20 protein-coding genes are annotated in these 23,935 nt (G+C 67.9%); 4 read left to right on the top strand and 16 right to left on the bottom strand.

Annotation, left to right across the window (positions count from 1 at the left end; genetic code table 11):
• The first annotated feature begins 3 nt into the window (after window positions 1-3).
• Window positions 4-1,704, top strand: coding sequence for a Mur ligase (locus J2W23_RS04730; protein WP_307647841.1), 1,701 nt, complete (start codon window positions 4-6; stop codon window positions 1,702-1,704).
• Here J2W23_RS04730 and J2W23_RS04725 read toward each other — a convergent pair.
• Complete coding sequence (locus J2W23_RS04725) at window positions 1,680-2,897, bottom strand: polyhydroxyalkanoate depolymerase (RefSeq protein WP_307647840.1); 1,218 nt, start codon at window positions 2,895-2,897, stop codon at window positions 1,680-1,682. The two genes, J2W23_RS04730 and J2W23_RS04725, sit on opposite strands and share 25 nt — an antisense overlap.
• A gap of 90 nt (window positions 2,898-2,987) precedes the next feature.
• Here J2W23_RS04725 and J2W23_RS04720 point away from each other — a divergent pair, with 90 nt between their 5' ends.
• On the top strand, window positions 2,988-3,644 hold the full coding sequence (locus tag J2W23_RS04720) for a glutathione S-transferase (RefSeq protein WP_176658602.1): 657 nt from the start codon (window positions 2,988-2,990) through the stop codon (window positions 3,642-3,644).
• Window positions 3,645-3,654: 10 nt separating this feature from the next.
• Here the strand turns inward: J2W23_RS04720 and J2W23_RS04715 are convergent, their stop codons facing one another.
• From J2W23_RS04715 to J2W23_RS04690, 6 genes are read right to left on the bottom strand one after another with little or no spacing between them, the layout of a single operon-like run.
• Window positions 3,655-4,002 carry a DOPA 4,5-dioxygenase family protein gene (locus J2W23_RS04715; RefSeq protein WP_307647839.1) on the bottom strand — a complete coding sequence of 116 codons (348 nt, stop codon included), beginning with the start codon at window positions 4,000-4,002 and terminating at the stop codon, window positions 3,655-3,657.
• 7 nt (window positions 4,003-4,009) lie between these two features.
• Window positions 4,010-4,654 carry a DUF4166 domain-containing protein gene (locus tag J2W23_RS04710; RefSeq protein ID WP_307647838.1) on the bottom strand — a complete coding sequence of 215 codons (645 nt, stop codon included), beginning with the start codon at window positions 4,652-4,654 and terminating at the stop codon, window positions 4,010-4,012.
• A complete protein-coding gene (locus tag J2W23_RS04705) occupies window positions 4,651-5,700 on the bottom strand; it encodes an SRPBCC domain-containing protein (protein ID WP_307647837.1) in 1,050 nt (349 codons plus the stop codon). Before J2W23_RS04705 ends, J2W23_RS04710 begins: the two co-directional genes overlap by 4 nt.
• A 28-nt stretch (window positions 5,701-5,728) precedes the next feature.
• Window positions 5,729-6,685 carry a class I SAM-dependent methyltransferase gene (locus tag J2W23_RS04700; protein ID WP_307647836.1) on the bottom strand — a complete coding sequence of 319 codons (957 nt, stop codon included), beginning with the start codon at window positions 6,683-6,685 and terminating at the stop codon, window positions 5,729-5,731.
• Window positions 6,686-6,744: 59 nt separating this feature from the next.
• Entirely contained in the window at window positions 6,745-7,176 is a 432-nt protein-coding gene (locus tag J2W23_RS04695; RefSeq protein ID WP_307647835.1) for a thiol-disulfide oxidoreductase DCC family protein, read from the bottom strand.
• Window positions 7,177-7,236: 60 nt separating this feature from the next.
• Window positions 7,237-7,821 (bottom strand): GbsR/MarR family transcriptional regulator, encoded by a 585-nt coding sequence (locus J2W23_RS04690; protein ID WP_176658595.1) that lies wholly within the window; start codon window positions 7,819-7,821, stop codon window positions 7,237-7,239.
• A gap of 118 nt (window positions 7,822-7,939) precedes the next feature.
• Between J2W23_RS04690 and J2W23_RS04685 the strand changes: the two genes are divergently transcribed.
• Complete coding sequence (locus J2W23_RS04685; RefSeq protein WP_307647834.1) at window positions 7,940-9,037, top strand: PA0069 family radical SAM protein; 1,098 nt, start codon at window positions 7,940-7,942, stop codon at window positions 9,035-9,037.
• Window positions 9,038-9,099: 62 nt separating this feature from the next.
• Here J2W23_RS04685 and J2W23_RS04680 read toward each other — a convergent pair whose 3' ends face one another.
• The 8 genes from J2W23_RS04680 to gnd all read right to left on the bottom strand — a co-directional run bounded on the left by J2W23_RS04680 (window position 9,100) and on the right by gnd (window position 21,596).
• Window positions 9,100-10,446 carry an MFS family transporter gene (locus J2W23_RS04680; protein ID WP_307647833.1) on the bottom strand — a complete coding sequence of 449 codons (1,347 nt, stop codon included), beginning with the start codon at window positions 10,444-10,446 and terminating at the stop codon, window positions 9,100-9,102.
• Window positions 10,447-10,599: 153 nt separating this feature from the next.
• Window positions 10,600-11,217, bottom strand: a complete 618-nt coding sequence (locus J2W23_RS04675; RefSeq protein ID WP_307647832.1) for a response regulator transcription factor — start codon at window positions 11,215-11,217, stop codon at window positions 10,600-10,602.
• Window positions 11,214-13,385, bottom strand: a complete 2,172-nt coding sequence (locus tag J2W23_RS04670; RefSeq protein WP_307647831.1) for an ATP-binding protein — start codon at window positions 13,383-13,385, stop codon at window positions 11,214-11,216. Before J2W23_RS04670 ends, J2W23_RS04675 begins: the two co-directional genes overlap by 4 nt.
• 77 nt (window positions 13,386-13,462) lie before the next feature.
• Window positions 13,463-14,875, bottom strand: a complete 1,413-nt coding sequence (locus J2W23_RS04665; protein ID WP_307647830.1) for an efflux transporter outer membrane subunit — start codon at window positions 14,873-14,875, stop codon at window positions 13,463-13,465.
• Window positions 14,872-16,125, bottom strand: a complete 1,254-nt coding sequence (locus J2W23_RS04660) for an efflux RND transporter periplasmic adaptor subunit (RefSeq protein ID WP_307647829.1) — start codon at window positions 16,123-16,125, stop codon at window positions 14,872-14,874. Before J2W23_RS04660 ends, J2W23_RS04665 begins: the two co-directional genes overlap by 4 nt.
• A gap of 4 nt (window positions 16,126-16,129) precedes the next feature.
• The gene (locus tag J2W23_RS04655; protein WP_307648065.1) at window positions 16,130-19,360 is read right to left on the bottom strand and encodes an efflux RND transporter permease subunit; all 3,231 of its coding nucleotides are present in this window, start codon (window positions 19,358-19,360) and stop codon (window positions 16,130-16,132) included.
• 255 nt (window positions 19,361-19,615) lie between these two features.
• Window positions 19,616-20,170, bottom strand: a complete 555-nt coding sequence (locus tag J2W23_RS04650) for a GNAT family N-acetyltransferase (RefSeq protein WP_307647828.1) — start codon at window positions 20,168-20,170, stop codon at window positions 19,616-19,618.
• 4 nt (window positions 20,171-20,174) lie between these two features.
• A complete protein-coding gene (gene gnd, locus J2W23_RS04645) occupies window positions 20,175-21,596 on the bottom strand; it encodes a decarboxylating NADP(+)-dependent phosphogluconate dehydrogenase (RefSeq protein ID WP_307647827.1) in 1,422 nt (473 codons plus the stop codon).
• 139 nt (window positions 21,597-21,735) lie between these two features.
• Here gnd and J2W23_RS04640 point away from each other — a divergent pair, with 139 nt between their 5' ends.
• Window positions 21,736-22,728 (top strand): AraC-like ligand-binding domain-containing protein, encoded by a 993-nt coding sequence (locus J2W23_RS04640; RefSeq protein ID WP_307647826.1) that lies wholly within the window; start codon window positions 21,736-21,738, stop codon window positions 22,726-22,728.
• Here the strand turns inward: J2W23_RS04640 and J2W23_RS04635 are convergent.
• Window positions 22,708-23,928 carry an MFS transporter gene (locus tag J2W23_RS04635; RefSeq protein WP_307647825.1) on the bottom strand — a complete coding sequence of 407 codons (1,221 nt, stop codon included), beginning with the start codon at window positions 23,926-23,928 and terminating at the stop codon, window positions 22,708-22,710. The two genes, J2W23_RS04640 and J2W23_RS04635, sit on opposite strands and share 21 nt — an antisense overlap.
• Window positions 23,929-23,935: the final 7 nt, after the last annotated feature.

The following is a 23,935-nucleotide window of genomic DNA, read 5'->3' as shown; positions in this document are numbered from 1 at the left end:
GCAATGAGCCTGGGCGAACTGCTGGCATCGGCCAAGCCGGCCCTTGCGGCGACGTGGGGCGAATGCGTGGCTGCGCCGGCTGCGGGCGTGCTCTTCATGTCGGTGTGCAACGGCAAGGAGCGCGCACACGTGGTGACGGTCCGCAGCAAGAATTTCGAAGAGGCCTGGCGCCGCGGCGCGCAGTTGCTCCAGGCCTGGTTGCGCAAGCAGGGCAGCGCGCCGCTCTGGCTGCGCGTGGACGTGGTGCACACGGTGCATGCCATGACATGGCAGGCGCTCAAGCAGGCGCTCGCGACCACCAAGCGCAATTACTTCCGCCACGGCATCGCCTTCGACGCCGAACTGTCGGTGGCCATGCTCGAGGAGGACATCGGCGCGAACGCCGTGCTGTACGACGGCAAGTTCGAAGAGGCGACGCCCAATGCCGCCAACCTGAAGCTCTTCGGCCAGCACCGCTACGGGCGCGAACTGCAATGGCCCACCGAGGCGCAGCAGCCGGTGTGGGTGTTCGACACGCGGGCGGTGTTCACCGACGGCAGCGAGTGCCATGCCATCGCGCACGAAGGGCGCTACCGCGGCCATCGGCGCCTGGCGACGTGGGACGCGGGCCGTGTCCACGACATCGTCTCCACCGGCGCGGCGTATCTCGCGCGGCAGGTGAGGTCATCGGGGGCCTATCACTACGGCTGGTTTCCATGTTTCGACCGTGCCATCCCTACCTATAACGCACTGCGCCATGCGAGTTCGACCTACGCGCTCATCGAAGGCTGGGAACTCACCCGCCGGCCCGAACACAAGGCGGCCATCGACCTGGCGCTGGGCTACCTGACCGGCACGCTGATCCAGCGTGCGGCGCTGCCCGGCGGCGAGGCCGCCGCCTTCCTCGTCGACACCGGCGGCGAGATCAAGCTGGGGGGCAATGCCGTGTGCCTGCTGGCACTGGTCAAGTACACCGAGCTCACCGGCGACAGGCAATACCTGGCGCTGCTGGAGCAGTTGGCGCTCGGCATTCTCCACATGCAGGATGCCCAGAGCGGGCGTTTCGTCCATGTGCTCAACCATCCCGACCTGAGCGTCAAGGAAGAGAGCCGCATCATCTACTACGACGGCGAAGCCGCCTTCGGCCTCATGCGCCTGTACGGGCTGACGCGGGATGCGCGCTGGCTGCAGGCGGTCGAGAAGGCATTCGAGCACTTCATCGCGGCCCGCCACTGGGAGGCGCACGATCATTGGCTGAGCTACTGCGTCAACGAACTCACGATCTACAAGCCGGACGCGCGCTACCTGCGCTTCGGCCTGGACAACGTGCGCGGCCACCTCGATTTCGTGCTCGACCGCATTACCACCTTTCCGACGCTGCTGGAGCTGATGATGGCGGCGCAGAAGATGATCGTGCGGCTGCAGGCGGAGCCCGAGCACGCGCACCTGCTCGAAGGTTTCGACATCGACAAGTTCTACCGCGCGCTGGAGCAGCGCGCGCGCTACCTGCTGACGGGCCACTTCTGGCCCGAGCTCGCGATGTTCTTCAGGAATCCGGCGCGCATCGTGGGGAGCTTCTTCATCCGGCATCACAGCTTTCGCGTGCGCATCGACGATGTGGAGCACTACCTGTCCGGCTTCGTGGCGTACCGCAAGTACCTGGAGGCCGGGGGGCGGCCCGCAGCGACGCAGGCGCCGGCTCAGTGCAGCTCGGCTGCCGCGTGAATCGTCTCGCGCACCCGCGGATAGATCTGCGCGTTCCACTTGCTGCCGCTGAACACGCCGTAGTGCCCGACGCCCGCCTGCAGGTGATGCGCCTTCAGATAAGGCCGGATGCCGCTGCAGAGGTCTTGCGCGGCCACCGTCTGGCCGACTGAACAGATGTCGTCGCGCTCGCCTTCCACGGTGAGCAGCGCGGTGCGGCGGATGGCGGCCGGGTTCACCGTGCGATCGCCCACGGTGAGCACGCCGCGCGGCAGGTCGTAGGTCTGGAACACGCGCTCCACCGTCTCCAGGTAGAACTCGGCCGGCAGGTCGTTCACCGCAAGGTACTCGTCGTAGAAGGTGCCGATGGTGCGGGCTTTTTCGACGTCGCCTTCCACGAGGTGCTGGAACATGTCCTGGAACTGCTTCTTGTGGCGCTCTGGGTTCATGCTCATGAAGGCCGAGAGCTGCAGGAAGCCGGGGTACACGCACCGCATCACGCCCGCATGTGGCCATGGCACATGGCTGATGAGGTTGCGGCGGAACCACTCGATGGGCTTGCTGGTGGCGAGCAGGTTCACGCCCGTGGGGTTGATGCGGCAATCGACCGGTCCCGCCATCAGCGTGAGGCTGCGCGGCGTGGCGGGGTTGTCGTCCTCGGCCATGAGGGCGGTGGCGGCGAGCGCGGCCACGCAGGGCTGGCAAACCGCGACCATGTGCACGCCCGGGCCGATGGTCTCGAGAAACTTGATGAGCTGCAGCGTGTAGTCGTCCAGGCTGAAGCCGCCATGCCACAGCGGCACGTCGCGTGCGTTGTGCCAGTCGGTCAGGTACACGTCGTGATCGCGCAGCAGGGTGCGCACGGTTTCGCGCAGCAGCGTCGCGAAGTGGCCCGAAAGTGGTGCGACCAGCAGCACGGGTGGATGCACCGCCTGTATGTCCTTGCGGAAGTGCAACAGCGTTCCAAACGGCGAGACCAGCGTTTTCTCTTCGTGGACAACGACTTGCGTGCCGTCGACCGTCACCGAGTCGATGCCGTAGGCGGGCCGGGAATGGGTCAGCCGCATGCGCGAGAACACCTCGAACTGGGCGGCGAGGCGCCGCATCATGGTGCGGTCCGTACCGTCTTTCCAGAGGGCCTTGCCCAGGTACTGCGCCGCGAGCCGCGAGGGCGAAAGGAGGTCGGCTTGGTTCTGATAGGCCCGGTACAGCATGCGGTGGATGCAGGCAAGTTGCGGGCCAGCAAGCGCCTGCTGCGTGGCATGGCGCTTGCACGCAAGCAAGCAACGTCAAGGAGCTTCCCGATGGCCAAACCCGTTCTCACCATCAGCAGCAAGAACTACGGTGCCTGGTCGCTGCGCGGCTGGCTGATGTGCAGGCTGGCGGGGCTCGATTTCAGCGAGAAGATCATTCCGCCCGACGACCCGGCCATGAAGGCCGAGATGCTGCTGCTCTCCTCGTCGATGCTGGTTCCCTCGCTGCAGCACGCTGGCGTGAAGGTGTGGGACACCCTGGCCATCGGCGAATACCTCAACGAGATCAAGCCCAAGGCCGGGCTGCTGCCGGCCGACGTGGCGGCCCGCGCGCACTGCCGCGCAATCTGTGGCGAGATGCATTCGGGCTTCGCGTCGATGCGCGGCGCGCTGCCGATGAACATCAAGGCCCACTTCAAGAACTTCAAGGTGTGGTCGCGCGCGCAGGCGGACATCGACCGCATCGTCGCCATCTGGCGCGAATGCCTGAAGGCCTACGGCGGCCCCTTCTTGTTCGGCAAGCAGCCGGGCATCGCCGATGCGATGTATGCGCCGGTGGTCACGCGCTTCCTGAGCTACGACGTGGCACTCGACAGCGTGTGCGCGGCCTACTGCAAGCGCGTGATGGAGCTGCCGGCAATGAAGGAGTGGGTGGCCGCGGCGAAGCAGGAGCCCGAGGAAATCGACGAACTCGACGCCGAGTTCTGAGCCCACGCTTCTAGCGCCGGAACATCCGCAGATCGAGCGCGCTTTCTTCGCCGAGCCACATCGCATGCGCCGTGTGATCGGCGAGGTCGTCGCCCGTCACGCCGTGCACGAAGACATCGAGGCCGTTGCGGTTGGCATCGAGCCATGCAATGACCTGGTCGAACTCGGCCGCGTCGAAGGCGAGCTGGCAGCTCCAGTGCGGATGGGGGCCCACAAGCCGTTCGTGCACGCGGCCCACGACGACCATCAGCTCGCGGCCCGCGCGTTCGCACAGGTCACGCGCCTGTGCCACCGTGGCGGGGGCGAAGTAGACGTGGGCGTGGTACTGGGGGTAGAGGTTTTCGGGGCGGCGCGGCATGGTGCGCTCATTGTGATCCCGCGCGCGGCATGGGGTGTGGGGGCAGGTGAAAGCGCCCGCTGTAGCGGAACACGTCGCCGAACCAGCGGTGGCGCAGCAGCATCTTCATCGTGAAGTGCTCAGGGCTCGATGGGTCGGGTCGTTCTTCGACATAGGCCGTGCCCATGAAGAGGCCGAGCGGCAGCGGAATGCGCAGGCCCGCGATGCGCCAGATATAGCACTTGTCGCGGAACACCAGCGCGCCGTCTTCGGCGCTCACCGCCAGGCGCATGCCGATGCCGAAGCGCACGTACTCGACCACCTCGGCGCCGTGCGCTGCGGTGTGTTCCATGTGCGAGCGGAAGTGGAAGGGCTTGCGGCCTGCGAAGTGGAAGACGCGGTCCCAGTACAGGTTGGCATCGCCGGGGTTGCAGCGGTAGTGCACTTCGATCGGCACCTCGGTGCCGGTGTAGGGCACGAGTGCGCCGAAGAGGCGGCCGAAGGGCATCAGCAGCGCGGCCCATGGCGCGTGATGCACCTCGTTCATGGTGCCGCGGACGCACACGTAGTCGTCGGAGAAGGGCATCATCGTGTAGTGCCGGCGGATCACGTCGCCCAGGCGTTCCCAGGCCGGGCCGAGCGCCTGCTGGAAGACCGGTGGGCGGGCCGTCATCCCGCCACCGCCACGGCGCCTTCGCTGCGCGCCTTGTAGAAGCGCAGGATGTGCTCGGCGCCATCGCCCAACAGGAACCCCGCGACCCGGTCCGCATACCAGTTGAAGCGCGTGCTCACGCGCCACGCCACATCGACGCGCAGCTCGGTACCGCCCTCGCGCGGCGTCAGCGTGAAGGCCGAGTCGCGCAGGTCGAAGTACTGGCCGCCGATCATCACGTGGTCGTCCAGCGCGCCGGGGGGAAAGGAGTCGGGCGTGAAGCGGTAACGCCACTTCAGCAGGCGGCCGGGTTGCCACTCGGTGATGACCTCCTCGAAGTGCACGTTCTTCTGCCAGAGCACCTTGCGCACGCGGCCTTCGGGCGTCTCCTCGGTCACGCCGGCGAGAGGCAGCGGCACGCCGATGCGGTAGGCCCAGGCGTCGTCGACTTCGGCGGGCTGGATGTCGCGCGCGTTGTTCAGTTCGTGCCAAACGCGCTCGGCTGGCGCGGCGATGAAGAGCGTGCGCGAGGTGGTCGAGAACTGGTCGGGGTTGGCCAGGTACGGCTCGATGGCGCCGAGCGCGAGCGGCAGCATCGCGAAGCTGTAGAGCGCGGGCTTGGGCCAATTGGTGACGCGGCACACCAACCCCATCGCCAGGCCGCCGACGCTGCCCATGACCGCGAAAAGCGGCACGATGACGACGGCGCAGATCATCCCCTCGATGAACACCAGCAGCGTGCCGATGACGAAGAGCGCGGTCGACACCCACGGCGCCCAGATGTAGTAGCCCCAGCTGCGCCGCTCCATGCGCTCGGCCATGTACACCGTGACCGCGCCGCACACCGCGGGCGCAAGATAGATGAAGGCGCCCAGCATCGCCGAGAAGGGGTGGCCCGGCCCGCCGCTGAAGGCGATGCGCAGCACGAGCGCGGCGGCCGCGCCGACCAGCAGCGGCCAGAACCAGGCGAAGGGCATGCGGCGGCGGGGCGTCTCTTCGGCCTCGTTCGAATCGGCGTCGACAGGGGCGAGCTCGGAGAGCCTGCTTTCTTCGGGTTCGGTGCTCATGGAAACGTCTTCTCCTCTTTTGTTTTTATCAGCTGGCGCGCTTGGCGCTCACCATGCAGTAGTCGAAGTCGCGCCAGAACATGCCCAGTGCGAGCGCGCAGTAGCTCGCCACGATGTGCTTGCGGCGCCACGGGCTCAGCCTGCCGCGCGCCTTCCAGAGTTCGGCCAGTGTGAAGCGTGTGGCCAGGACCGGGATGTGCAGCGCGCTGGGCGCGACGCGCCAGCGCAGCGACTTGAATTCGATGTCCTCGAAGCCGTTGTCGCGCAGCGCGTTGATGAAGTCGTCGCGCCTGGCCAGCGTGGGCACGGCCCAGCTGTCGGCCCAGAGGCGGTGCAGCCGGGCGGCGATGCGGCCGGGGTTCTTGCGCAGCAGAAAACCATCGACCACCACCAGCCGCGCACCGGGCTTGAGCAGGCGCGCGGCCTCGCGCACGAAGTCGGTCTTGGCGGTGCCTTCGGCATAGCAGGCGCTTTCCACCGCCCAGGCACCGTCGGCTTGCGCGGCAGGCAGGCCGGTGCGGGTGTAGTCGGCTTCGATGCGGGCCATGCGGTCGGCCACGCCGGCCGCGGCATCGAGCCGCGCGGAAATGCGGTTCTGCACAGGCACGTTGGTGACGGTGACCGCGTAGAGCGATGCGTCGTCGCCGACCAGCGTGCGCGCGGTGGCGCCGGCGCCGCAGCCCATGTCGATCACGCAGCGGCGTTGTCGGCCTGCTGCGGCGGGTTGCGATTCGTCGAGCCGCAGCGCGCGGCCGACGGCGCGGTTCATCTCTACCAGCATGCCTTCGCGACGCAGCGGGTTGAGCCCGGCGCGCCAGAAGCCGAAGTGCATGTTGTAGCTCGGGCTCCAGGCGCTGTAGTCGACCGCGACCTCGGTGAAGTAGTCCTGCGTGTCCTCGGCCGTGACCGGCGCGCTCGTGGCGTGCGCAGGGGCGCGAGTTGCAGTGGGCGGCATGCGGAAGTCGGGCTGGAAGACGTTGGGCATCGAGGCTCCTTCTGGCGTTGGCTCTTGTGATTCCCTGGGGGCGTGACAGCGTGATCGGTTCAGAAGCGGCAGTGGTCTTCGGCACAGGTGGCCGGCGCGATCGCGCCACGGCCCGCGAGGCGTGCGACCAGCCAGCGGGGCAGGCGGTAGCGGTTGCGTGCGAGCACGGCATAGGCGCGGTCGGCCAGCGCGCCGACGATGGGCAGGTCGAGCAGCGCGCCTCCTGCCGGCATGCCCACGGCCGCGCGGCAGGCGCGGATCGCCGCAACGCCGGACAGCACCCTGCCTGACGCGTCGACCGCGTGCATGGCCGTCATCAATGCCTCGCGCGGGGCCGGACCGGTGCAGAAACCGAGGGGCGAGCAGTCGACGAGATGGAGCCGTCCGGCCGTATCGCGTGCGCGCATCGCGCCCATCTCGGCCACGCAGAGCGGGCAGGTGGCGTCGTAGTAGACGGTCAGCGGGTACGCGGCAACGGCGAGGCGGCTCATGGTGTTTTTAGTTCCCGATATTTCAGTCAAAATAGAAATTGATTGGCAAAAAAAGAGAACTCAGATCATCGGCAGGCTGGCATGGTGCGCATCGGGGTCTTCGCCCTTGCCGGCAGGCGCCGTATCGCCGCGCACGAACTTCTGCACGCTGGCCCCGAGCGTCAGCACCTTGTCGAGCGTGCCGGGCGAGAGCCGCAGCATCTCGTCGGCCCAGGTGGCGAGCTTGTCCATGAGTTCCATCGTGGAGCGGATGCGGTCCTGCGCATCGGCCGGCTCCTTCTGGAAATCGGGGCTGGACACGAGCTCGTGCAGCACGCGGATGGTGGGGTCGAATTCGCGTTCCTTGCGCTCGCGCACCACGGTGCGGAACAGCTCCCACACGTCGACGCTGGTCTCGAAATAGTCTCGCCGGTCGCCCAGGATGTGGGTGATGCGCACGAGGTTCCAGGCCTGCAGTTCCTTCAGGCTGTTGCTGATGTTGGAGCGGGCCACGCCCAGGGTGTCGGAGAGCTCTTCGGCGTGCATCGGCTTGCCGTGGGCAAAGAGCAGCGCATGGATTTGCGAGACGGTGCGGTTGACGCCCCACATGGAGCCCATTTCGCCCCAGTGGACGACGAACTTGCGTTGAATTTCTGTGAGTTCCATGGCGCCGAGTCTAGGATTTCCTGAATTTCTGTCAATAGAGAAATAGAAAAATCACCGCCAGCCAAGGAATGGTGAAATACTGTATGAATACACAGTGAATTCATCGAAAGGATGTGCCATGCCACCCGCATCTCCCGTTCCCATCCACATCATCAAAGGCCGCGGCGCGGCCACCCGGCTGGCGCACCGTTTCTCCAAGGACGAGCGCAATGCCTTCGACGACGGCTGGGGCACGCTCGAAGAGGGCGCGGCCGAGGCCGAGGAGCTCATGCCCCTGGCGACCGAGGTGCGCTTCGAGGACGTGAAGTCGGTGCTCACCGAAAACGACTCGCCCGACATCTACTTCGATCGCGCGCTCAACCCGTACCGCGGCTGCGAGCACGGCTGCATCTATTGCTTCGCGCGGCCCACGCACAGCTACCTGAATCTCTCGCCGGGCCTCGACTTCGAGACCAAGCTCATCGCCAAGCGCAACATCGTCGAGGTGCTGCGCGCCGAACTCGGGCGCAAGAGCTACCGGCCGAGCCAGATCGCCATCGGCACCGCCACCGACTGCTACCAGCCCATCGAGCGCGAACTGCGGCTCACGCGCTCGGTCATCGAGTTGTTGAAAGAAGTGCGGCACCCGTTCGCGCTGGTCACCAAGTCGAGCGCCATCGAGCGCGACCTCGACCTGATCGCGCCGATGGCGGCCGAGCACCTCGCGGCGGTGTACGTGACGGTGACCACGCTCGACGGCGAACTCGCTCGCAAGCTCGAGCCGCGCGCGGCCGCGCCTCATCGGCGGCTGCGCACCATCCGCACCCTGGCCGAGGCGGGGGTGCCGGTGGGCGTGAGCGTGGCGCCGCAGATTCCCTTCGTCACCGAAGACATGGAGCACGTGCTCGAAGCCGCCTGGGAGGCCGGCGCGCGCAGCGCGTTCTACACGGTGGTGCGGCTGCCGTGGGAGGTGGCGCCGCTCTTCAAGGAATGGCTTGCGCTGCACTACCCGCAGCGCGCGGACCGCATCATGGCGCGCATCCACGAAATGCGCGGTGGCAAGGACTACGACGCCGATTTCGCCACGCGCATGAAAGGCTCGGGCCTTTGGGCCGACCTGATCCACCAGCGCTTCCAGAAGGCGACGAATCGCCTGGGCTTCAACCGCGAGCGCATCCCGATGGACCTCACCGCGTTCCGGCCGCCGGGGGCGGCGGGGCAGGGCAACCTGTTCTAGAGAATCCGTGCGCGGTGGCGACCTTCGCTTGGCGCTGCTCGAGCACCCGGCCGTTTCGGTTCCTACTTGTCGTGATGCAGGTAAGTCGCACGGCGCGGCAGCATCAGGCTGACCGCGAACACCACCACCATCATGGCCGTCACGTACCAGTAGAAGTACGACTCGTGGCCGATCGACTTCAGGCCCAGCGCCACGTATTCCGCGCTGCCGCCGAAGATCGCGTTGCCCACGGCGTACGACAGGCCCACGCCCAGCGCGCGCACTTCGGGCGGGAACATCTCGGCCTTCACGATGCCGCTGATCGAGGTGTAGAAGCTCACCACCGCCAGCGCCACGACGATCAGGATGCCGGCCAGCAGCGGGCTGGTCACGTTCTGCAGGCTGGTCAGCACGGGCACCGTGATCAATGCGCCGAGTGCGCCGAACAGCAGCATGTTGCTGCGCCGGCCGATGCGGTCCGACAGCGCGCCGAAGAGCGGCTGCATGCACATGTAGATGAACAGGCACGCCGTCATCACGTTGCTGGCCGTCTTGATCGACATGCCGGCCGAGTTCACCAGGTACTTCTGCATGTAGGTGGTGAAGGTATAGAAGATCAGCGAGCCGCCGGCCGTGTAGCCCAGCACCATGAAGAAGGCGCGCTTGTGGTGCCTGAACAGTTCGCCCATGGTGCCGGCGCCCTTGGCGGCGCGGGTCTGCGTGCTGGCGGTTTCGGTGAGCGAGCGGCGCAGCATGAGCGCCACCACGGCGGCCACCGCGCCCAGCACGAAGGGAATGCGCCAGCCCCAGCTCTTGAGCTCGGCGTCGTCCAGGAACTGCTGCAGCACCACCACGACCACGACCGCCAGCAACTGGCCGCCGATCAGCGTCACGTACTGGAAGGACGAGAAGAAGCCGCGCTGTCCGCGCATCGCCACTTCGCTCATGTAGGTGGCGGTGGTGCCGTACTCGCCGCCGACCGACAGGCCCTGCAGCAGCCGCGCGGCCAGCAGCAGCACCGGTGCCGCCGCGCCGATGCTGGCGTAGGTGGGCAGGCAGGCGATGACCAGCGAGCCCACGCACATCATCGTCACCGAGACCACCATCGAGGTCTTGCGGCCCTTGCGGTCGGCCAGCCGGCCGAAGATCCAGCCGCCGATCGGGCGCATCAGGAAGCCGGCGGCGAACACGCCGGCCGTGTTGAGCAACTGTGCGGTCGGGTCGGACTTGGGAAAGAACGCGGGCGCGAAGTAGATGGCGCAGAACGCGTAGACATAGAAGTCGAACCACTCCACCAGGTTGCCCGACGAGGCGGCGAAGATCGCGAAGATGCGCTTGCGCTTTTCCTCGAAGGTGTAGGGGGTGGAGGAGGCGTCGGTCGCGGGCGCGTCTGGGCTTGCTGTGCCGGTGGTGCTGGCAATGGCGGTCATGGGAGGTCCTTGTCTCTGGGCGCGGCCCGTGGGACCGCCTGAAGCTTGTGCCTGGGAGTCTGTCCCGCCGTCGCCGCGCCGTCGTCCGTAGCCGCCCGCCGCGTCCCTGCGTAGGTGTACGCAAGGGTAAATACCTAGAAAAGCCTACACGGCCTACAGCGCGTGTTCCCGCAGGAAGCGGTCGAGCTCGTGGCTGTTCGACAGGCCCAGCTTGGCGAACACATGGGCGCGGTGCGTCTCCACCGTGCGCAGCTCCAGCGGCGCAAGCTCGAGCGCGATCTTCTTGTTGGGCTTGCCCTCGGCGACCAGCCTGGCCACCTGCATCTCACGCGGCGTGAGCTTGGCCCACAGCAGTTGCGCGGCCTGCCGGGCCTGCCGGCGCACGGCGATGTCTTGCGCCTGGCCGAGGGCTTTGGCGATGCTCTCCAGCAGACGCTCGTCGTTGCAGGGCTTCTCGAGCCAGCCGAACGCGCCGTTCTGCACCGCCTCGACCGCCATCGGAATGTCGCCGTGCCCGGAGAGGAACAGCACCACCAGCGGACTGTCCTGCGCGCGCAGCGCATCGAACACCTGCAGCCCGCTCATGCCTTCCATGCGCAGGTCGAGCACGACGCAGCCCGCGCGCTGGGTGTCCGCGCTCGCCAGGAACGCCTCGCCCGAGGCAAAGGTCTGCACCGCGTAGCCGCGCGACAGCAGCAACAGTCCCAACGACCGGCGCACGGCCTCGTCGTCGTCGACCACGCACAGGTTGTTGGCAAGGGTGGCATTCACGTCGAAACCTCCAGCTCCAGTGTGAAGACCGTGCCGCCGCCGGCCCGGTCCGCGAAAGACAGTCGCCCGCGATGAGCCTCCACGATCGTGCGGCAGATGTTCAGGCCCAGCCCCAGCCCACCCGTCTTGGTGGTGAAGAAGGGCGCGAACACCTGCTCGGCCAGCGCCGCATCGATGCCGGGCCCGCGGTCGGCCACGCGGATATGCACGCGGCCTTCGACCACCTCGGCTTCTACCTCCACGGTCCGCTGTTCGGGCGGCGTGGCCTGCATGGCCTGCAGGCTGTTGGACAGGAGGTTCAGCAGCACCTGCTCCAGCAGCACGCGGTCACCGCGCACGGTGGGCAGCGCGGGCGGGATGCGAACCTCGGCGCGCACCTGCCGCAGCCGCATTTCACCCTGCAGCAGCGCCAGCGCATTCGCCACCAGCGCGCTCACCGCGCAGTCTTCGGCGCCGGCGGTGCGCTGGCGCACGAAGCCGCGGATGCGCCGCACGATCTCGGCGCTGCGCTGGGCCTGCGCCACGGTCTCGTCCAGGCTGTCGGCCAGCAGCGCCTGGTTGCCCTGTTCCGCAAAGGCCTTGGCGGCGCTCGCGAAATTGCTCAGCGCCATCAGCGGCTGGTTCAGTTCGTGGGCGAGGGTGGAGGCCATCTCGCCCAGGCTCGCCAGGCGCTGCGCATGCTGCAACTGCTCGTCGTTCTCGCGCTGGCGCAACTCGGCGCGCTTCTGCGCGGTGATGTCCACCACCGAGCTCATCCAGCCGCTGTGCTGGCCGCCGGCATCGATCAGGCGCGCGGTGTAGACCATGGTGATGACGTCGTGGCCGTCCCGGTGGCGCAGGCGCGATTCGAACCCCGAGAGATCGGCCTGCCCGCTCAGCATGGTGTCGTTGTGTCGCCAGTGCTGCGCCACGTCGTCGGGGTGCCAGTAGGGGTAGGGCGGCAGCCGCCCGAGCAGTTCGTCGGCGCCGTAGCCGACCATCTCGCAGAAGGCCGGGTTGACGTAGATGATCCGGCCCTCCAGGTTGCGCGCGCGCATGCCGACCAGGAGCGAGTCTTCCATTGCCTTGCGGAAGGCGTGCGCTTCGTCCAGCGCCCGGGTGCGCTCGCGCACCCGCTGCTCCAGGTCGCGCCGCGCATCGCGCTGCTCGGCGAAGCGGCGCTCGCGCAGTTGCCAGTACAGCCCGCCCAGCAGCAGCACGCCGGCGCCCAGCAGCCCGAGCATCCAGGTGCGCTCGCGGGCGTTGGTCACCTCCGCGTGGTCGGCCATTACCGTCAGGGTCCAGCCGAGATCGGGCAGCACCTCGTCCACAGCGAGGAAACGGCGCGAGCGGCCGTCGATATCGGTGCGCACGAGGTAGGCGGGCTTCCCGTCGTCGCCGCGTGCCACGGTCCAGGGCACCGCCGGGAAGCGGTTGCGATCGCCGTACTGCTGGTGGCGCTGTACCTCGCCCAGGTCCGCATCGCTCAGCGCCCGCGTGGAGCGGTACATCCACGACGGCACCGAGCTCAGGAACACGATGCCGTGGGCGTCGGTCAAGAGGATCGGGTCGCGCAGGAACGCCCACGCTGCCTGGCGCAGGACGACCTTGACCGCCATCACGCCCAGCACCGCACCGCTGTCCGAACGCACGGGCGCCGACACAAAGAGCCCGGGTTCGCCGGTGGTCTGGCCGACACCATAGAAGAGGCCCAGGCGCCCCGCGAGCGCATCGTTGAAGTAAGGCCGGTTGGCGTAGGACTGGCCGACGAAGCTCTGCGGCGTGGCCCAGTTGCTCGCCGCCAGCGTGAGGCCCTGTGGGTCGATCAGGTAGAGCACATCGGAGCCCGCGTCGCGGTTCACTTCCTCGATGTAGCGGTTCGCGCGCTGGCGCACGGCCGCATCCTGCGGATGCGCGAGCGCGGCGAGCACGTCGGGGTGCATGCCCGCGGTGAGCGGCAGGTAGCCGTATTTGCCGGCGGTGTCGCGCAGGCCCAGCACGTGGACTTCCATCGCGCGGCGGATCGAGTCCGTCTGGAAGGCGGTTTCGCGGTGCGCGGCCCATTGGCCCGCGGCGCCGATCAGCGCCATGGTCACCGCGACGGCGACCACCCAGCCAAACAACGCGCGGCGACCGGAGCGGGCGTGGGGCGTGGTTGATTCAGGCGGTTCTGGCGTGAGAGGCGGCATGGAAAGGCGGGGCCGGCTGACGCGGCGGATGAGATTCTGCACGCGCCGCCCGCTGGCGCCCCGCGCGCCGCGACCGCTCAGGCCGGCGCTTCCCAGTCGCCGCCGAGCGCCTTCACGAGAAACACCGCGGTCAAGAGGCGCTGGCCCTGCAACTGCGCGGCCTGCCGCTCGACCGTCAGCAGCGACTGCTGCGCGGTGATCACATCCAGGTAGGTCGACGCACCGCCTTCGTAGCGGCTGGTCGCCATGTCGAGCACGCGGCGCGCGGCGGCAACGGCCGCCTGCGCCTGCTTGGTGGCGCTGTCGAGCGCGGAGAGGCCGGTGATGCCGTCTTCCACTTCCTGCATTGCGACGAGCACCGTGCGGCGGTAGTTGCCCACGGTCGCGTCGTAGCCGGCCTCGGCGAAGGCTACGTTCGCGCGCACCCGGCCGCCATCGAACAGCACCTGCGTGGCCGACACGCCCACCGACCACAAGAGGCTCGGCCCGTTGAACAGCGACTCGATCAACCGGCTGTCCACGCCCACGGTCGGCGAGATGATGAAGCTCGGATAGAAGGCCGCGGTAGCCACGCCGATCTGCGCGTTCGCCGCTGCCATCGAACGCTCGGCCGAAGCCACGTCGGGCCGGCGCTGGAGGATTTCGGACGGTACGCCGAGCGGCACCGCGGGCGGACGGATCTCGCGCAGGTCCACCGGCAGCGCGAAGCTCGGCGCCGGCGTGCCGGTGAGAGTGGCGAGCGCGTGCTCGTACTGGGCACGCTGCTTCTTCAGCACATCGACCTGCGTCAGCGTGGTCTCGAGCAGCGCCTGCTGCTGCGCCACATCGAGGCCCGACACCGCGCCCAGGTCGTGCCGCGCCGTGACCAGCTCGAGTGCCCGGCGCTGCAGGCCGATGGAGCGCGAGAGCACGTCCAGTTCGATGTCGGTCGAGCGCAGGCTGAAGTAGTTGTTCGCCACGTCGGCGGTGAGCACGAGGCGCGTGTTCGCGAGGTCGGCGGCCGATTGCTCGGCCGAGGCCTTCGCGCCTTCGACGGTGCGCTGCACGCGGCCGGCCAGGTCGAGCTCGTAGCTGGCGTTGAGCGACAGCGCGAAGTCGTTCTGTACCGTCGACGAATTGCTGGTCGCGTAATTCGTGAGCGGCCGGTTGGCGGAAATCTTCAGGCGCGAGGCGCGGGCGCCAAGGCCCAGCTGCGGATACTGGCTCGCCGAATTGGCCGCGAGATTGGCGCGCGCCTGGGCGAGCCGCGCATTGGCGATGACCAGCGTCGGGCTGCCGGCGAGCGCCTTGTCCTGCAGCGCGTCGAGCTGCGCGTCGTTGAAGCGCTTCCACCACGGGCCCTTGTCGGCCACGTCGTTCGGCGTGGCCTGGCGCCAGGGCGCCTCGAGCGTCCAGCTGACGGGCAGCGGCGTTTCCGGTGTCTTGTAGTCGGGCCCGACCGCGCAGCCCGCGGCGAGCAGGGCCGCGGCGGCAATGACCAACAGTCTCACGCCGGTTCCTTCTTCGCGGCCGCCTTCGCCGCGGGCGCGGGTTCCTCTGGCGCCACCGTCACCACGTCGCCTTCGGCCAGCGAGTCGGAAGGGTTGAGCACCATGCGGTCGTTGTTGCCGAGGCCATCGATCACCTCGACGTTCTCGCCGTAGTTGCGGCCCAGCGTCACTGGCCGCAGGCCGATGCGTCCTTGCGCATCGACCACCGCGACGCGCGTGCCTTCGGCGCGGAACAGCAGCGCATTGGCCGGCACCGTGATCGTGCGGGCCGCGGCCAGGGGCAGCGACACCTGCACATAGGCGCCCGGCAGCAGTGCGCCGTCGCGGTTGGGCAGCGACACCTCGACCTGCATCATCCGCGTGGTCGCATCGATGGCGCCCGAGGTGCGGGCCACTTCGCCCTTGAAGGTCTGGCCGCGCAGCTCGGCCTGCGTCACCACCACCGGCTGGCCGGCCTTCACGAGCTGCGCATAGGCCTGCGGCACGTTGATGTACACGCGCAGCGGATCGGTCTGCGCCAGCATGAAGAGCGCGCGCCCGGCGCCGCCGCCCGCACCCGCATCGATCAGGTCGCCCACGTCGACATTGCGGCGCGTGATGACGCCCGCGAACGGCGCAACGACGCGCTTGAAGCCTTCGGTCTGCTTCAGGCGCTGCACGTTGGCATCGGCGGCGGCCACGTTCGAGGTGGCCTGCGCGACGGCGCTGCGGCGCTCGTCCAGGTCCTGCTGCGAGACCACGTCCTTCTTGCGCAGGTTTTCCCAACGCTCGGCCGTGCTTTGCGCGAGCGCGAGGCCCGAAGCGGCCTGCGCGCGCGCGGCAACGGCTTGCGAGAGCTGCTGGTCGATTTCCGGCGTTTCGATTTCCGCGAGCAGCTCGCCCTTTTCGACGCGGCTGCCGATGTCCTTGGTCCAGCGCTTCAGATACCCGCTCGCGCGCGCCGAGATCGGCGACTGCACGAAGCCCTGCAGCGTGCCGGGCAGCGCCAGCGTCTGGCCGGCGGTGGGCGTGCGCGGAAGGGCGGTCTGCACATAGAGCTTGGCGCGCTCCGCGGTGCCCGCCTCGAGCGCACGCGCATTCGCGATGCGCACGACCACTGTGCGCGCCGCACCGAGCGCCAGCAGCACCAGCACGATCACGACGAGCCAGCGCGTGCGCTTCAGGATCTGCCGGCGGCGCAGCAGTTCGCCTTCGCCCTCTTCGACGGCGATGGGGTGGATGGCCAATGCCGAGTGGCGTTGCTCCGTCATGAAATCAGTTCTCCTGGGGCGCTGCGCCCGCTGGCGGTTGCGCCGAATGGGGGGCTTCTTCGCGTACGGCCTTGCGATGCGCAAGCCGACTGTGCACCCCCGCGAACACGGCGGGCACGAAAAACAATGTCGACACCGTGGCAAAAAGCAGGCCACCGATGACCGCGCGGCCCAGCGGCGCGTTCTGCTCGGCGCCTTCGCCCAGGCCGAGCGCCATCGGGATCATGCCGATGATCATGGCCAGCGCCGTCATCAGCACCGGCCGGATGCGGGTGGCGCCGCCTTCGAGCGCCGCCGAGAGCGGCGGAATGCCGGCCTGCAGCCGCTCGCGCGCGAACGACACCAGCAGGATGGAGTTGGCCGTGGCCACCCCCATCGTCATGATCGCGCCCGTGAGCGCGGGCACGCTCAGCGTGGTTCCGGTGATGAAGAGCATCCATGCGATGCCGGCGAGCGCCGCGGGCAGGGCGGTGATGATGATGGCTGCATCGAGCCACGACTGGAAGGTGACCACGATCAGCAGGTACACCAGCACGATCGCCATCACCAGCCCCACGCCCAGGCCGATGAACGACGACTGCATCGTCTGCACCTGGCCGCGGATGGTGACCTGGCTGCCGCGCGAGAGCTTGGGCCGCATCTCGTCGACCAGCACCTGCACCTTGGACGCGACGCTCGCGAGGTCGGTGCCCTGCACGCTCACGTAGACGTCGATCACCGGCGCGATGTTGTAGCGCGACTGGATGGCCGGCTGGCGCGACGCCTGCGCATCGACCAGGTTGCCCAGCAGTTGCTGCGAGGCGCCGCTCGCGGCCGCCGCACCGCCCGTGCCCACCGGGATGTTGAGCAGCGAATCGAGCGAGTCGATGTTGTACTGCGGCGTCTGCACCGCGATGCTGTAGACCACGCCGTTCACGGGGTTGAGCCAGAAGGCCGGCGCCGTCTGCGAACTGCCCGAGAGCGCGATCAGCACGTTCTGCCCGACGTTGGCCGCCGTGAGGCCGTATTGCTGCAGCCGCGTGCGGTCCATCTGCAGGTTGAGGCTGGGGCCGTCCAGGCGCTGGTGCACATGCGCATCGACCGCGCCGGGAATCTGCTTGATCGCCTTCGTGAGCTCGGCCGCGCGGGCCGCGTTGCCCGCCATGTCGGCGCCGCTGAACTGCACGTCGATGGCCGCGGGCAGGCCGAAGTTCAGGATCTGCGTGACGATGTCCGCGGGCTGGAAGAAGAACTCGATGCCCGGAAAGCGCTTGGGGAGTTCCGCGCGCAGCAGCGTGACGAACTCCTCGGTGGGCCGGTGGCCGTCCTTCAGCGAGAGCAGCAGCTCGGCATCGAAGGTGCCGATGGTGCCGGCATTGCTGTACGAGAGGTTGATGCCGCTGTTGGGAATGCCCAGGTTGTCCAGGATCGTTTCGAGCTGGTCGGCCGGCACCAGCTCGCGGATCGCGACCTCGACGCGGTCGGTGAGGCGCGCGGTTTCCTCGATGCGGGTGCCGGTGGGGGCACGCACGTGCAGGCGGATCTGGCCGGCATCCACGGTCGGGAAGAAGTCGCGGCCCAGCACCGGGTAGAGCAGACAGGAAAGAAGACAGAAGCCGAGGAAGAGGCCGATGAAGCCGCCGCGCCTGGACAGCACCACCGACAGCAGCAGCGTGTAGGCGCGGCGCACGCGCTCGAAGCGGCGGTCGAAGCTCTGGTAGACGCGTTGCAGTGCGCTCGGCTTCCGGGGTGCGGCGCCTTCGGCCGGCTGTGCATGCACGCCGCCCATGAGCAGCATCACCAGCGTGGGCACCAGCGTGCGCGAGAGCAGGTAGGAGGCCAGCATCGCGAACACCACCGCCTCGGCCAGCGGCACGAACAGAAAGCGCGCCACGCCCGAGAGAAAGAACATCGGCACGAACACGATGCAGATGCACAGCGTGGAGACGAAGGCGGCGCTGCCGATCTCGCCCGCGCCGACCTCGATGGCCTCCTTCAGCGGCGTGCCCATGTGCAGGTGGCGCTCGATGTTCTCGATGGTCACGATCGCCTGGTCCACCAATATGCCCACCGAGAGCGCGAGCCCGCCCAGCGTCATGAGGTTGAGCGTTTCGCCAAGCGAATACAGCACCAGGATCGAGGCCAGGATCGACAGCGGAATCGTGAGGCCGATGATGAGCGTGCTGCGCCAGTTGCCCAGGAACAGCAGCACCATCGCGGCCGTGAGCGCGGCGGCCAGGATGGCCTCGAACACCACGCCCTTGACGGCCGCCTTCACGAACACCGATTGGTCGAAGAGCGGCGTGACCTTGATGTCCTGCGGCATCGACTGGGTGGCGATGGGAAGCATCGCGCGGATGTTCGCCACGATGTCCAGCGTGGAGGCGCCGCCGTTCTTCAGCACCGACAGCAGCACGCCGCGCACGCCGTCCTGCCGCACGATGTTGGTCTGCGGCGAGAAGCCGTCGCGCACGTAGGCCACGTCGCGCAGATAGGTGGTGGCGCCGTTCACGGTGCGCACCGGCAGGTCGTTCAGGCCCGCGATGGCATCGGGCGAGCCGTTCATGCGCACGCTGTATTCGGTGGCGCCGAACTTGGCGGTGCCCGAAGGAAGGATCAGGTTCTGCGTGTTGACCGCGTTCACCACGTCCGCCGGCGTGAGGCCGCGCGCCTGCATCGCCTGGGTGTCCAGGTCGACCGAGATCAGGCGGTTCTTGCCGCCGTAGGGAAAGGGAATGGCCGCGCCCGGCACGGTGATGAGCTGCGGTCGCAGCTGGTTGACGGTGGCGTCGAAGAGCGAGTTTTCAGAGCGCGTGGGGCTGGAGAGCGCGAGCTGGATCACCGGCACGCTCGAGGCCGAATACTTGATGACCAGCGGCGGCGTGATGCCCGGCGGCAGTTGCCGCACCTGTGCCTGCATCGAGGCCACCACCTGCGAGATCGCCATCTCGATGTTGGCCGTGGGCTGGAAGAACACCTTGATGATCGACACGCCCGCGAGCGACTGCGATTCGATGTGCTCGATGTCGCTCACCGTGGTCGTGAGGCCCCGCTCGACCTGGCCCGAGATGCGCTGGCCCATCTCCTGGGCCGGAAGGCCCGTGTAGTTCCAGATGACGCTGACGACCGGGATGTTGATTTCCGGAAAGATGTCGGTGGCCATGCGCGCCAGGACAAAAGGCGTGGCCAGCACGATCAGCATCGCCATGACGATGAAGGTGTACGGGCGACGCAACGCGAGCTGGACCATGGACAGGGCTCTCTGCTTCCGGCGGAAAAAGGTTTTGCATCATAAGGAAGTAGATTTAAGTTTGCCGAGGGCGCTTCTTTGGGTGTGGTGCTTTACCAAAAGGCTGACGGGGCGACTTCGGGGCGATTGCACGGGCCACCGGGTGCTCCCCTCCGCGAATGTCCTCCGGCCTTCGGCCTCCCCCTTGATTTCGCTGCGGGGAGCACCTGATGCCCCGCGCACTTGGGCACGCCGTGGGTGAACGCTCCTTGGGGAGGTCGTTCAGGGCTCCGAGGCCTTCAGCGCCAGCCGCAGTTGCGTGACGTTCGGGTTGCCCGGGTCGCGCCGCACCTTGAACCCCAGCTTGCGCGCGAGCGCCAGCATGCCGATGTTGTCGTAGAGCGTGATGTCCGCCAGCTGCTTCACGCCGGCCTCGGCCGCCGCGTCGATCAGCTTGCGCATGAGCTTTAGGGCGACGCCGCGGTGCTGCCAGGCATCGCCGATCACGACGGCGAATTCGGCGATGTGCGCCGTCTCGGGCGTGTCGCCGCGCACATAGCGCACCACGCCCATCTGCTGCTCCGCGCCATCGACCACGGTGGTCGCGATGAGCGCGAGCTCGCGCTCGTAGTCGATGTGGGTCATGCGCCAGAGCTCGTCGGGCTGGGGCTTGCGCGGCGAGAGCAGGCGGTGGTAGCCGGTTTCCTTCGAAAGCCCGTCGACGAAGGCGGTGTGCATCGCCAGGTCGTCCGCGTGGATCGGGCGGATGCGCACCGGCGTGCCGTCGGCAAGGTGCCAGTCCTCGATGAGGTGACTGGGGTAGCCGACGGCGGGCATGGCATCAGCCGATGACTTCGGGCCAGTCTGTGTGGAAGAACTGGCCTTCGGGCTTGTCGGTGCGCTCGTAGGTGTGCGCGCCGAAGAAATCGCGTTGCGCTTGCAGCAGGTTCGCCGGCAGGCGCTCCGTGCGATAGCTGTCGTAGTAGGCGAGCGATGCGCTGAACGCCGGCACCGGAATGCCGTTGCTCACCGCCAGCGCCACCACTTCGCGCCAGTTCTGCTGCGTGCGGTTGAGCAAGTCCTTGAAGAACGGATCGAGCATCAGGTTGGCCAGCGCGGGGTCGGTGCGGAAGGCATCGGTGATGCGGTTCAGGAAGCGCGCGCGGATGATGCAGCCGCCGCGCCAGATCGACGCGATGCCGCCCAGGTCGAGCTTCCATTCCTTCTTGTCGCCCATGGTCTTGATGAGGTCGAAGCCCTGGGTGTAGCTGATGACCTTCGATGCGTAGAGCGCGTCGTGCACCTTGGCCACCAGCGCCTTCTTCTCCAGGGAGAGTTCGACCTTCGGGCCTTGAAGCACCTTGCTGGCCACCACGCGCGCCTTCTTCTGCGAGGACAGCACGCGCGCCTCGACGGCGGCGTTGATGGTGCTGATGACCACAGCGTTCTCGGCCGCGTTGATGAGCGTCCACTGGCCCGTGCCCTTCTGGCCGGCCTTGTCCAGGATCAGGTCGACAATCGGCTTGCCCGTTTCCGGGTCCTTCTGCTCGAGCGCCTTGGCGGTGATCTGGATCAGGTAGCTCTGCAGCTCGCCCTCGTTCCACTCGTTGAAGATGGCGGCCATCTCGTCGGTGGTGAAGCCGGCGGCCTTGAACAGGCTGTAGGCCTCGCAGATGAGCTGCATGTCGCCGTACTCGATGCCGTTGTGCACCATCTTCACGTAGTGGCCGGCGCCGCCCGGGCCGATGTGAATGACGCAGGGTTCGCCGTCCACCTTGGCCGCGATGCTCTCGAAGATCGGCTTCATCACCTCCCAGGTGGAGAGCGGACCGCCCGGCATGATCGACGGGCCCTTGCGCGCGCCTTCCTCGCCGCCCGAGACGCCCGCGCCGATGAAGCGCAGGCCCTTGCTCGAGAGGTACGCATCGCGGCGCTCGGTGTCGGTGTAGAGGCTGTTGCCGCCGTCGATGACGATGTCGTCGTTCTCCAGCAGCGGAATGAGTTGCTCGATCACCTGGTCCACCGGCGCACCGGCCTTGACCATGATCTGGATCTTGCGGGGCTTCGCGAGGCTCTGGACGAACTCTTCGAGCGTCTTGGCGCCGACCAGCTTCTTGCCTGGATTCGCGGCGATGAACGCTTCGGTGGTGGCCTCGGTGCGGTTGTAGACGCTGACCTGGAAGCCGCGGCTTTCCACGTTCAGCACCAGGTTCTGGCCCATGACGGCCAGGCCAATCAGTCCGAAATCGCTTTTCTTGCTCATGTTTTCCCGGAGCCCTTCCTTGGTATGCGGTTGATGACGGTTGGATGTGGCGGTCATTGTGCCGGGGCCACCGCGGCCCAGCGTCGGAGGGCGTCTATACCCGCTTGGCAAACGGGCCCGGGCTGGCTATGTTTGGCGGATGACTCCCGCCGCCACCGCCGCTGTTTCCGCGCCCGTCGCCATCCACGCCTGGTCGACCGATGCCGTGCCGCCGCCGCAGCGGCTGGACTACTGGATCGGTGCGATCTGCGAAGGCTTTCTCGAAATGGACGTGACCAGCACCGAGGCTGGCGCGTTCGGCGCCACGCTCGAATCCGCGCCGCTCGGCCCCATCGGCGTGAACCGGGTGCGCGGCACCGCGCAGGACGTCTACCGCACGCGCCGCGCCATCGCCCACAGCCGCAACAACTATTACTACCTGCTCTGCAAGACCGATTCGCCCTGGGTGGCGGTGCAGGAAGAACGCTCCGCGCGCATGCTGCCCGGCGACGTGGTGCTGGTCGATTCGCGGCGCTGCTACGCGTTTCACCTGCAGCAATCGGCCGACACCCTCTCGCTCGAATTGCCGACCGCCTGGGTCGAGTCGTGGCTGCCCGAGGCCGGCGACCTCGTGGCGCGCCGCATCGATGGGCGCAGCGGCTGGGGCGGTGTGCTCAGTGCCTTCGCGCAGCAGCTGACACCCGAGGTGGCCGCGAAGCCACCGCTGACCCCGGCGCTGCTGACCGACCAATTGGGTGGCCTGCTCTCGCTGGCGTTCGGGCAGGAGGCGCTCGCGGCGTCGGTGACGCCCGACCAGGGCGGTCGCGCAGCCCTTCGCCGGCGCGTGCTCGACGCCATCCGCGAGCGCCATGCCGAGCCGGGCCTCACGGCCGCGGGCGTGGCGCGCGAGCTGGGGATTTCGGAGCGCAGCCTGCACCGGTGCCTGGCCGATGGCGCCACAACGTTCGCGACCGCGCTCGCGGGCTTTCGCATGCAGGTGGCGCAGCGCATGCTGGCCGATGCACGCTTCGACCGGTTGAGCGTCGCGGAGATCGGGTGCCGCGTCGGGCTCTGCGATGCCTCGCACTTCGTGCGGCAGTGCCGAAGGCACCTGGGGCGCACGCCGGGGGAGCTACGGCGCCTTCGCCCCTGAGGCCGGGGGCACGGCGGGCTCCTTCTTTCCCATGTCCATCGCCATGATCCACAGCGCCAGGAAGGCCGACAGGCCGAGCAGCGCCGAGAACCACAGGGCCCCGTCGTCCCATCGTTCCACTGCCAGCCCGAACAAGAAGGGTGCACCGGCCTGAACGATGCGCGCCGGCACCATGAGGAACCCCTGTCGCTGCCCGTAGCCCTCGGCACCGAAGATCAACAGCGGAAGCGTCCCGATGGCGATGGTCAGGATGCCGTTTCCCAAGCCGTGCAACACCGCGAAGACAGCAGCGGCCGAAGTACCGGACAAGCCAAGGCAAAGTGCGCCCAGCGGGTGAGCGAGCGTGGCCAATCGGGCCGAGAGCAGCGGGTGCGCGCGCTTTAGAAAAGTGAACTCGATCACCCGCCCCACCACCTGGGCCGGCCCGACCAGGGCGGCGATGCCAACCGCCGCGGCCAGCGTGGCGCCGCTGGCCAACAGCAACTCCGGAAGGTGTGCGGCCATCGCCGTGCTGATGAACCAGGTGACGGCAAAGACGTAGGCCATCAGGAAGGCGGCGCGACGCTGCTGCGCTGGTGCAAGTCCAGCGCCAGTGTCCTTCCGGGCGGCAGTTGCTTCATTCGACGACGCCTGGCCGGGGCGAGAGGCGCGTGGCAGCAGCACATTGAGTGGAAGACCGATCACCAGATGCAACGCCGCCCAGGCAAGGCACGCCCCGCGCCAGCCCACGGTGCTTTCCAGATAGGCCGACAACGGCCAACCCACGGTGCTCGCAAAGCCTGCGAACAGTGTGATGCCGGTGATTGCGCTGCGCGCATCCTGGCCATGCAGGCGCACCACGGTTGCGAACGCTGCTTCATAGAGCCCGCTGCCCATGGCCAGGCCCATCAGCGCCCAGGCGGCGAACACATGGCTGGCATGCGTGGCCTGGCTCAGCGTGGCCAGCCCTGCGGCAAACGCCACGTTGCTGGCGATGAGCACCGGACGCCCGCCGCGGCGGTCGATGAGCCGGCCGGCGTACGGCCCGATGCCGGCGGAAACGAGCAGTGCAACCGAGAAAGCGCCGAAGACCGTGGACGTGGAAATGCCGATGTCCTTGCCGATGGCGCCGGCCAGCACCGCAGGGAGGTAGTAGGACGAGGCCCACGCCAGGGTCTGGGCCACCCCGAGCAGCACGGTCGTCGTGGTCCTGTGTTGCACGCTGCGT

The sequence above is a fragment of the Variovorax boronicumulans genome (genome assembly GCF_030812215.1).
Classification (GTDB): Bacteria; Pseudomonadota; Gammaproteobacteria; order Burkholderiales; family Burkholderiaceae_C; genus Variovorax; species Variovorax boronicumulans_C.
The sequence above is the reverse complement of the archived record's forward strand: the minus strand, read 5'-3'. Positions and strand labels throughout refer to the sequence as shown.

What these genes read in the sequence shown, in the direction of transcription:
- J2W23_RS04730 (WP_307647841.1), top strand. Translation starts at nt 4, where the DNA reads ATGAGCCTGGGCGAACTGCTGGCATCGGCCAAGCCGGCCCTTGCGGCG.
- J2W23_RS04725 (WP_307647840.1), bottom strand. Translation starts at nt 2,897, where the DNA reads ATGCTGTACCGGGCCTATCAGAACCAAGCCGACCTCCTTTCGCCCTCG.
- J2W23_RS04720 (WP_176658602.1), top strand. Translation starts at nt 2,988, where the DNA reads ATGGCCAAACCCGTTCTCACCATCAGCAGCAAGAACTACGGTGCCTGG.
- J2W23_RS04715 (WP_307647839.1), bottom strand. Translation starts at nt 4,002, where the DNA reads ATGCCGCGCCGCCCCGAAAACCTCTACCCCCAGTACCACGCCCACGTC.
- J2W23_RS04710 (WP_307647838.1), bottom strand. Translation starts at nt 4,654, where the DNA reads ATGACGGCCCGCCCACCGGTCTTCCAGCAGGCGCTCGGCCCGGCCTGG.
- J2W23_RS04705 (WP_307647837.1), bottom strand. Translation starts at nt 5,700, where the DNA reads ATGAGCACCGAACCCGAAGAAAGCAGGCTCTCCGAGCTCGCCCCTGTC.
- J2W23_RS04700 (WP_307647836.1), bottom strand. Translation starts at nt 6,685, where the DNA reads ATGCCCAACGTCTTCCAGCCCGACTTCCGCATGCCGCCCACTGCAACT.
- J2W23_RS04695 (WP_307647835.1), bottom strand. Translation starts at nt 7,176, where the DNA reads ATGAGCCGCCTCGCCGTTGCCGCGTACCCGCTGACCGTCTACTACGAC.
- J2W23_RS04690 (WP_176658595.1), bottom strand. Translation starts at nt 7,821, where the DNA reads ATGGAACTCACAGAAATTCAACGCAAGTTCGTCGTCCACTGGGGCGAA.
- J2W23_RS04685 (WP_307647834.1), top strand. Translation starts at nt 7,940, where the DNA reads ATGCCACCCGCATCTCCCGTTCCCATCCACATCATCAAAGGCCGCGGC.
- J2W23_RS04680 (WP_307647833.1), bottom strand. Translation starts at nt 10,446, where the DNA reads ATGACCGCCATTGCCAGCACCACCGGCACAGCAAGCCCAGACGCGCCC.
- J2W23_RS04670 (WP_307647831.1), bottom strand. Translation starts at nt 13,385, where the DNA reads ATGCCGCCTCTCACGCCAGAACCGCCTGAATCAACCACGCCCCACGCC.
- J2W23_RS04660 (WP_307647829.1), bottom strand. Translation starts at nt 16,125, where the DNA reads ATGACGGAGCAACGCCACTCGGCATTGGCCATCCACCCCATCGCCGTC.
- J2W23_RS04650 (WP_307647828.1), bottom strand. Translation starts at nt 20,170, where the DNA reads ATGCCCGCCGTCGGCTACCCCAGTCACCTCATCGAGGACTGGCACCTT.
- gnd (WP_307647827.1), bottom strand. Translation starts at nt 21,596, where the DNA reads ATGAGCAAGAAAAGCGATTTCGGACTGATTGGCCTGGCCGTCATGGGC.
- J2W23_RS04640 (WP_307647826.1), top strand. Translation starts at nt 21,736, where the DNA reads ATGACTCCCGCCGCCACCGCCGCTGTTTCCGCGCCCGTCGCCATCCAC.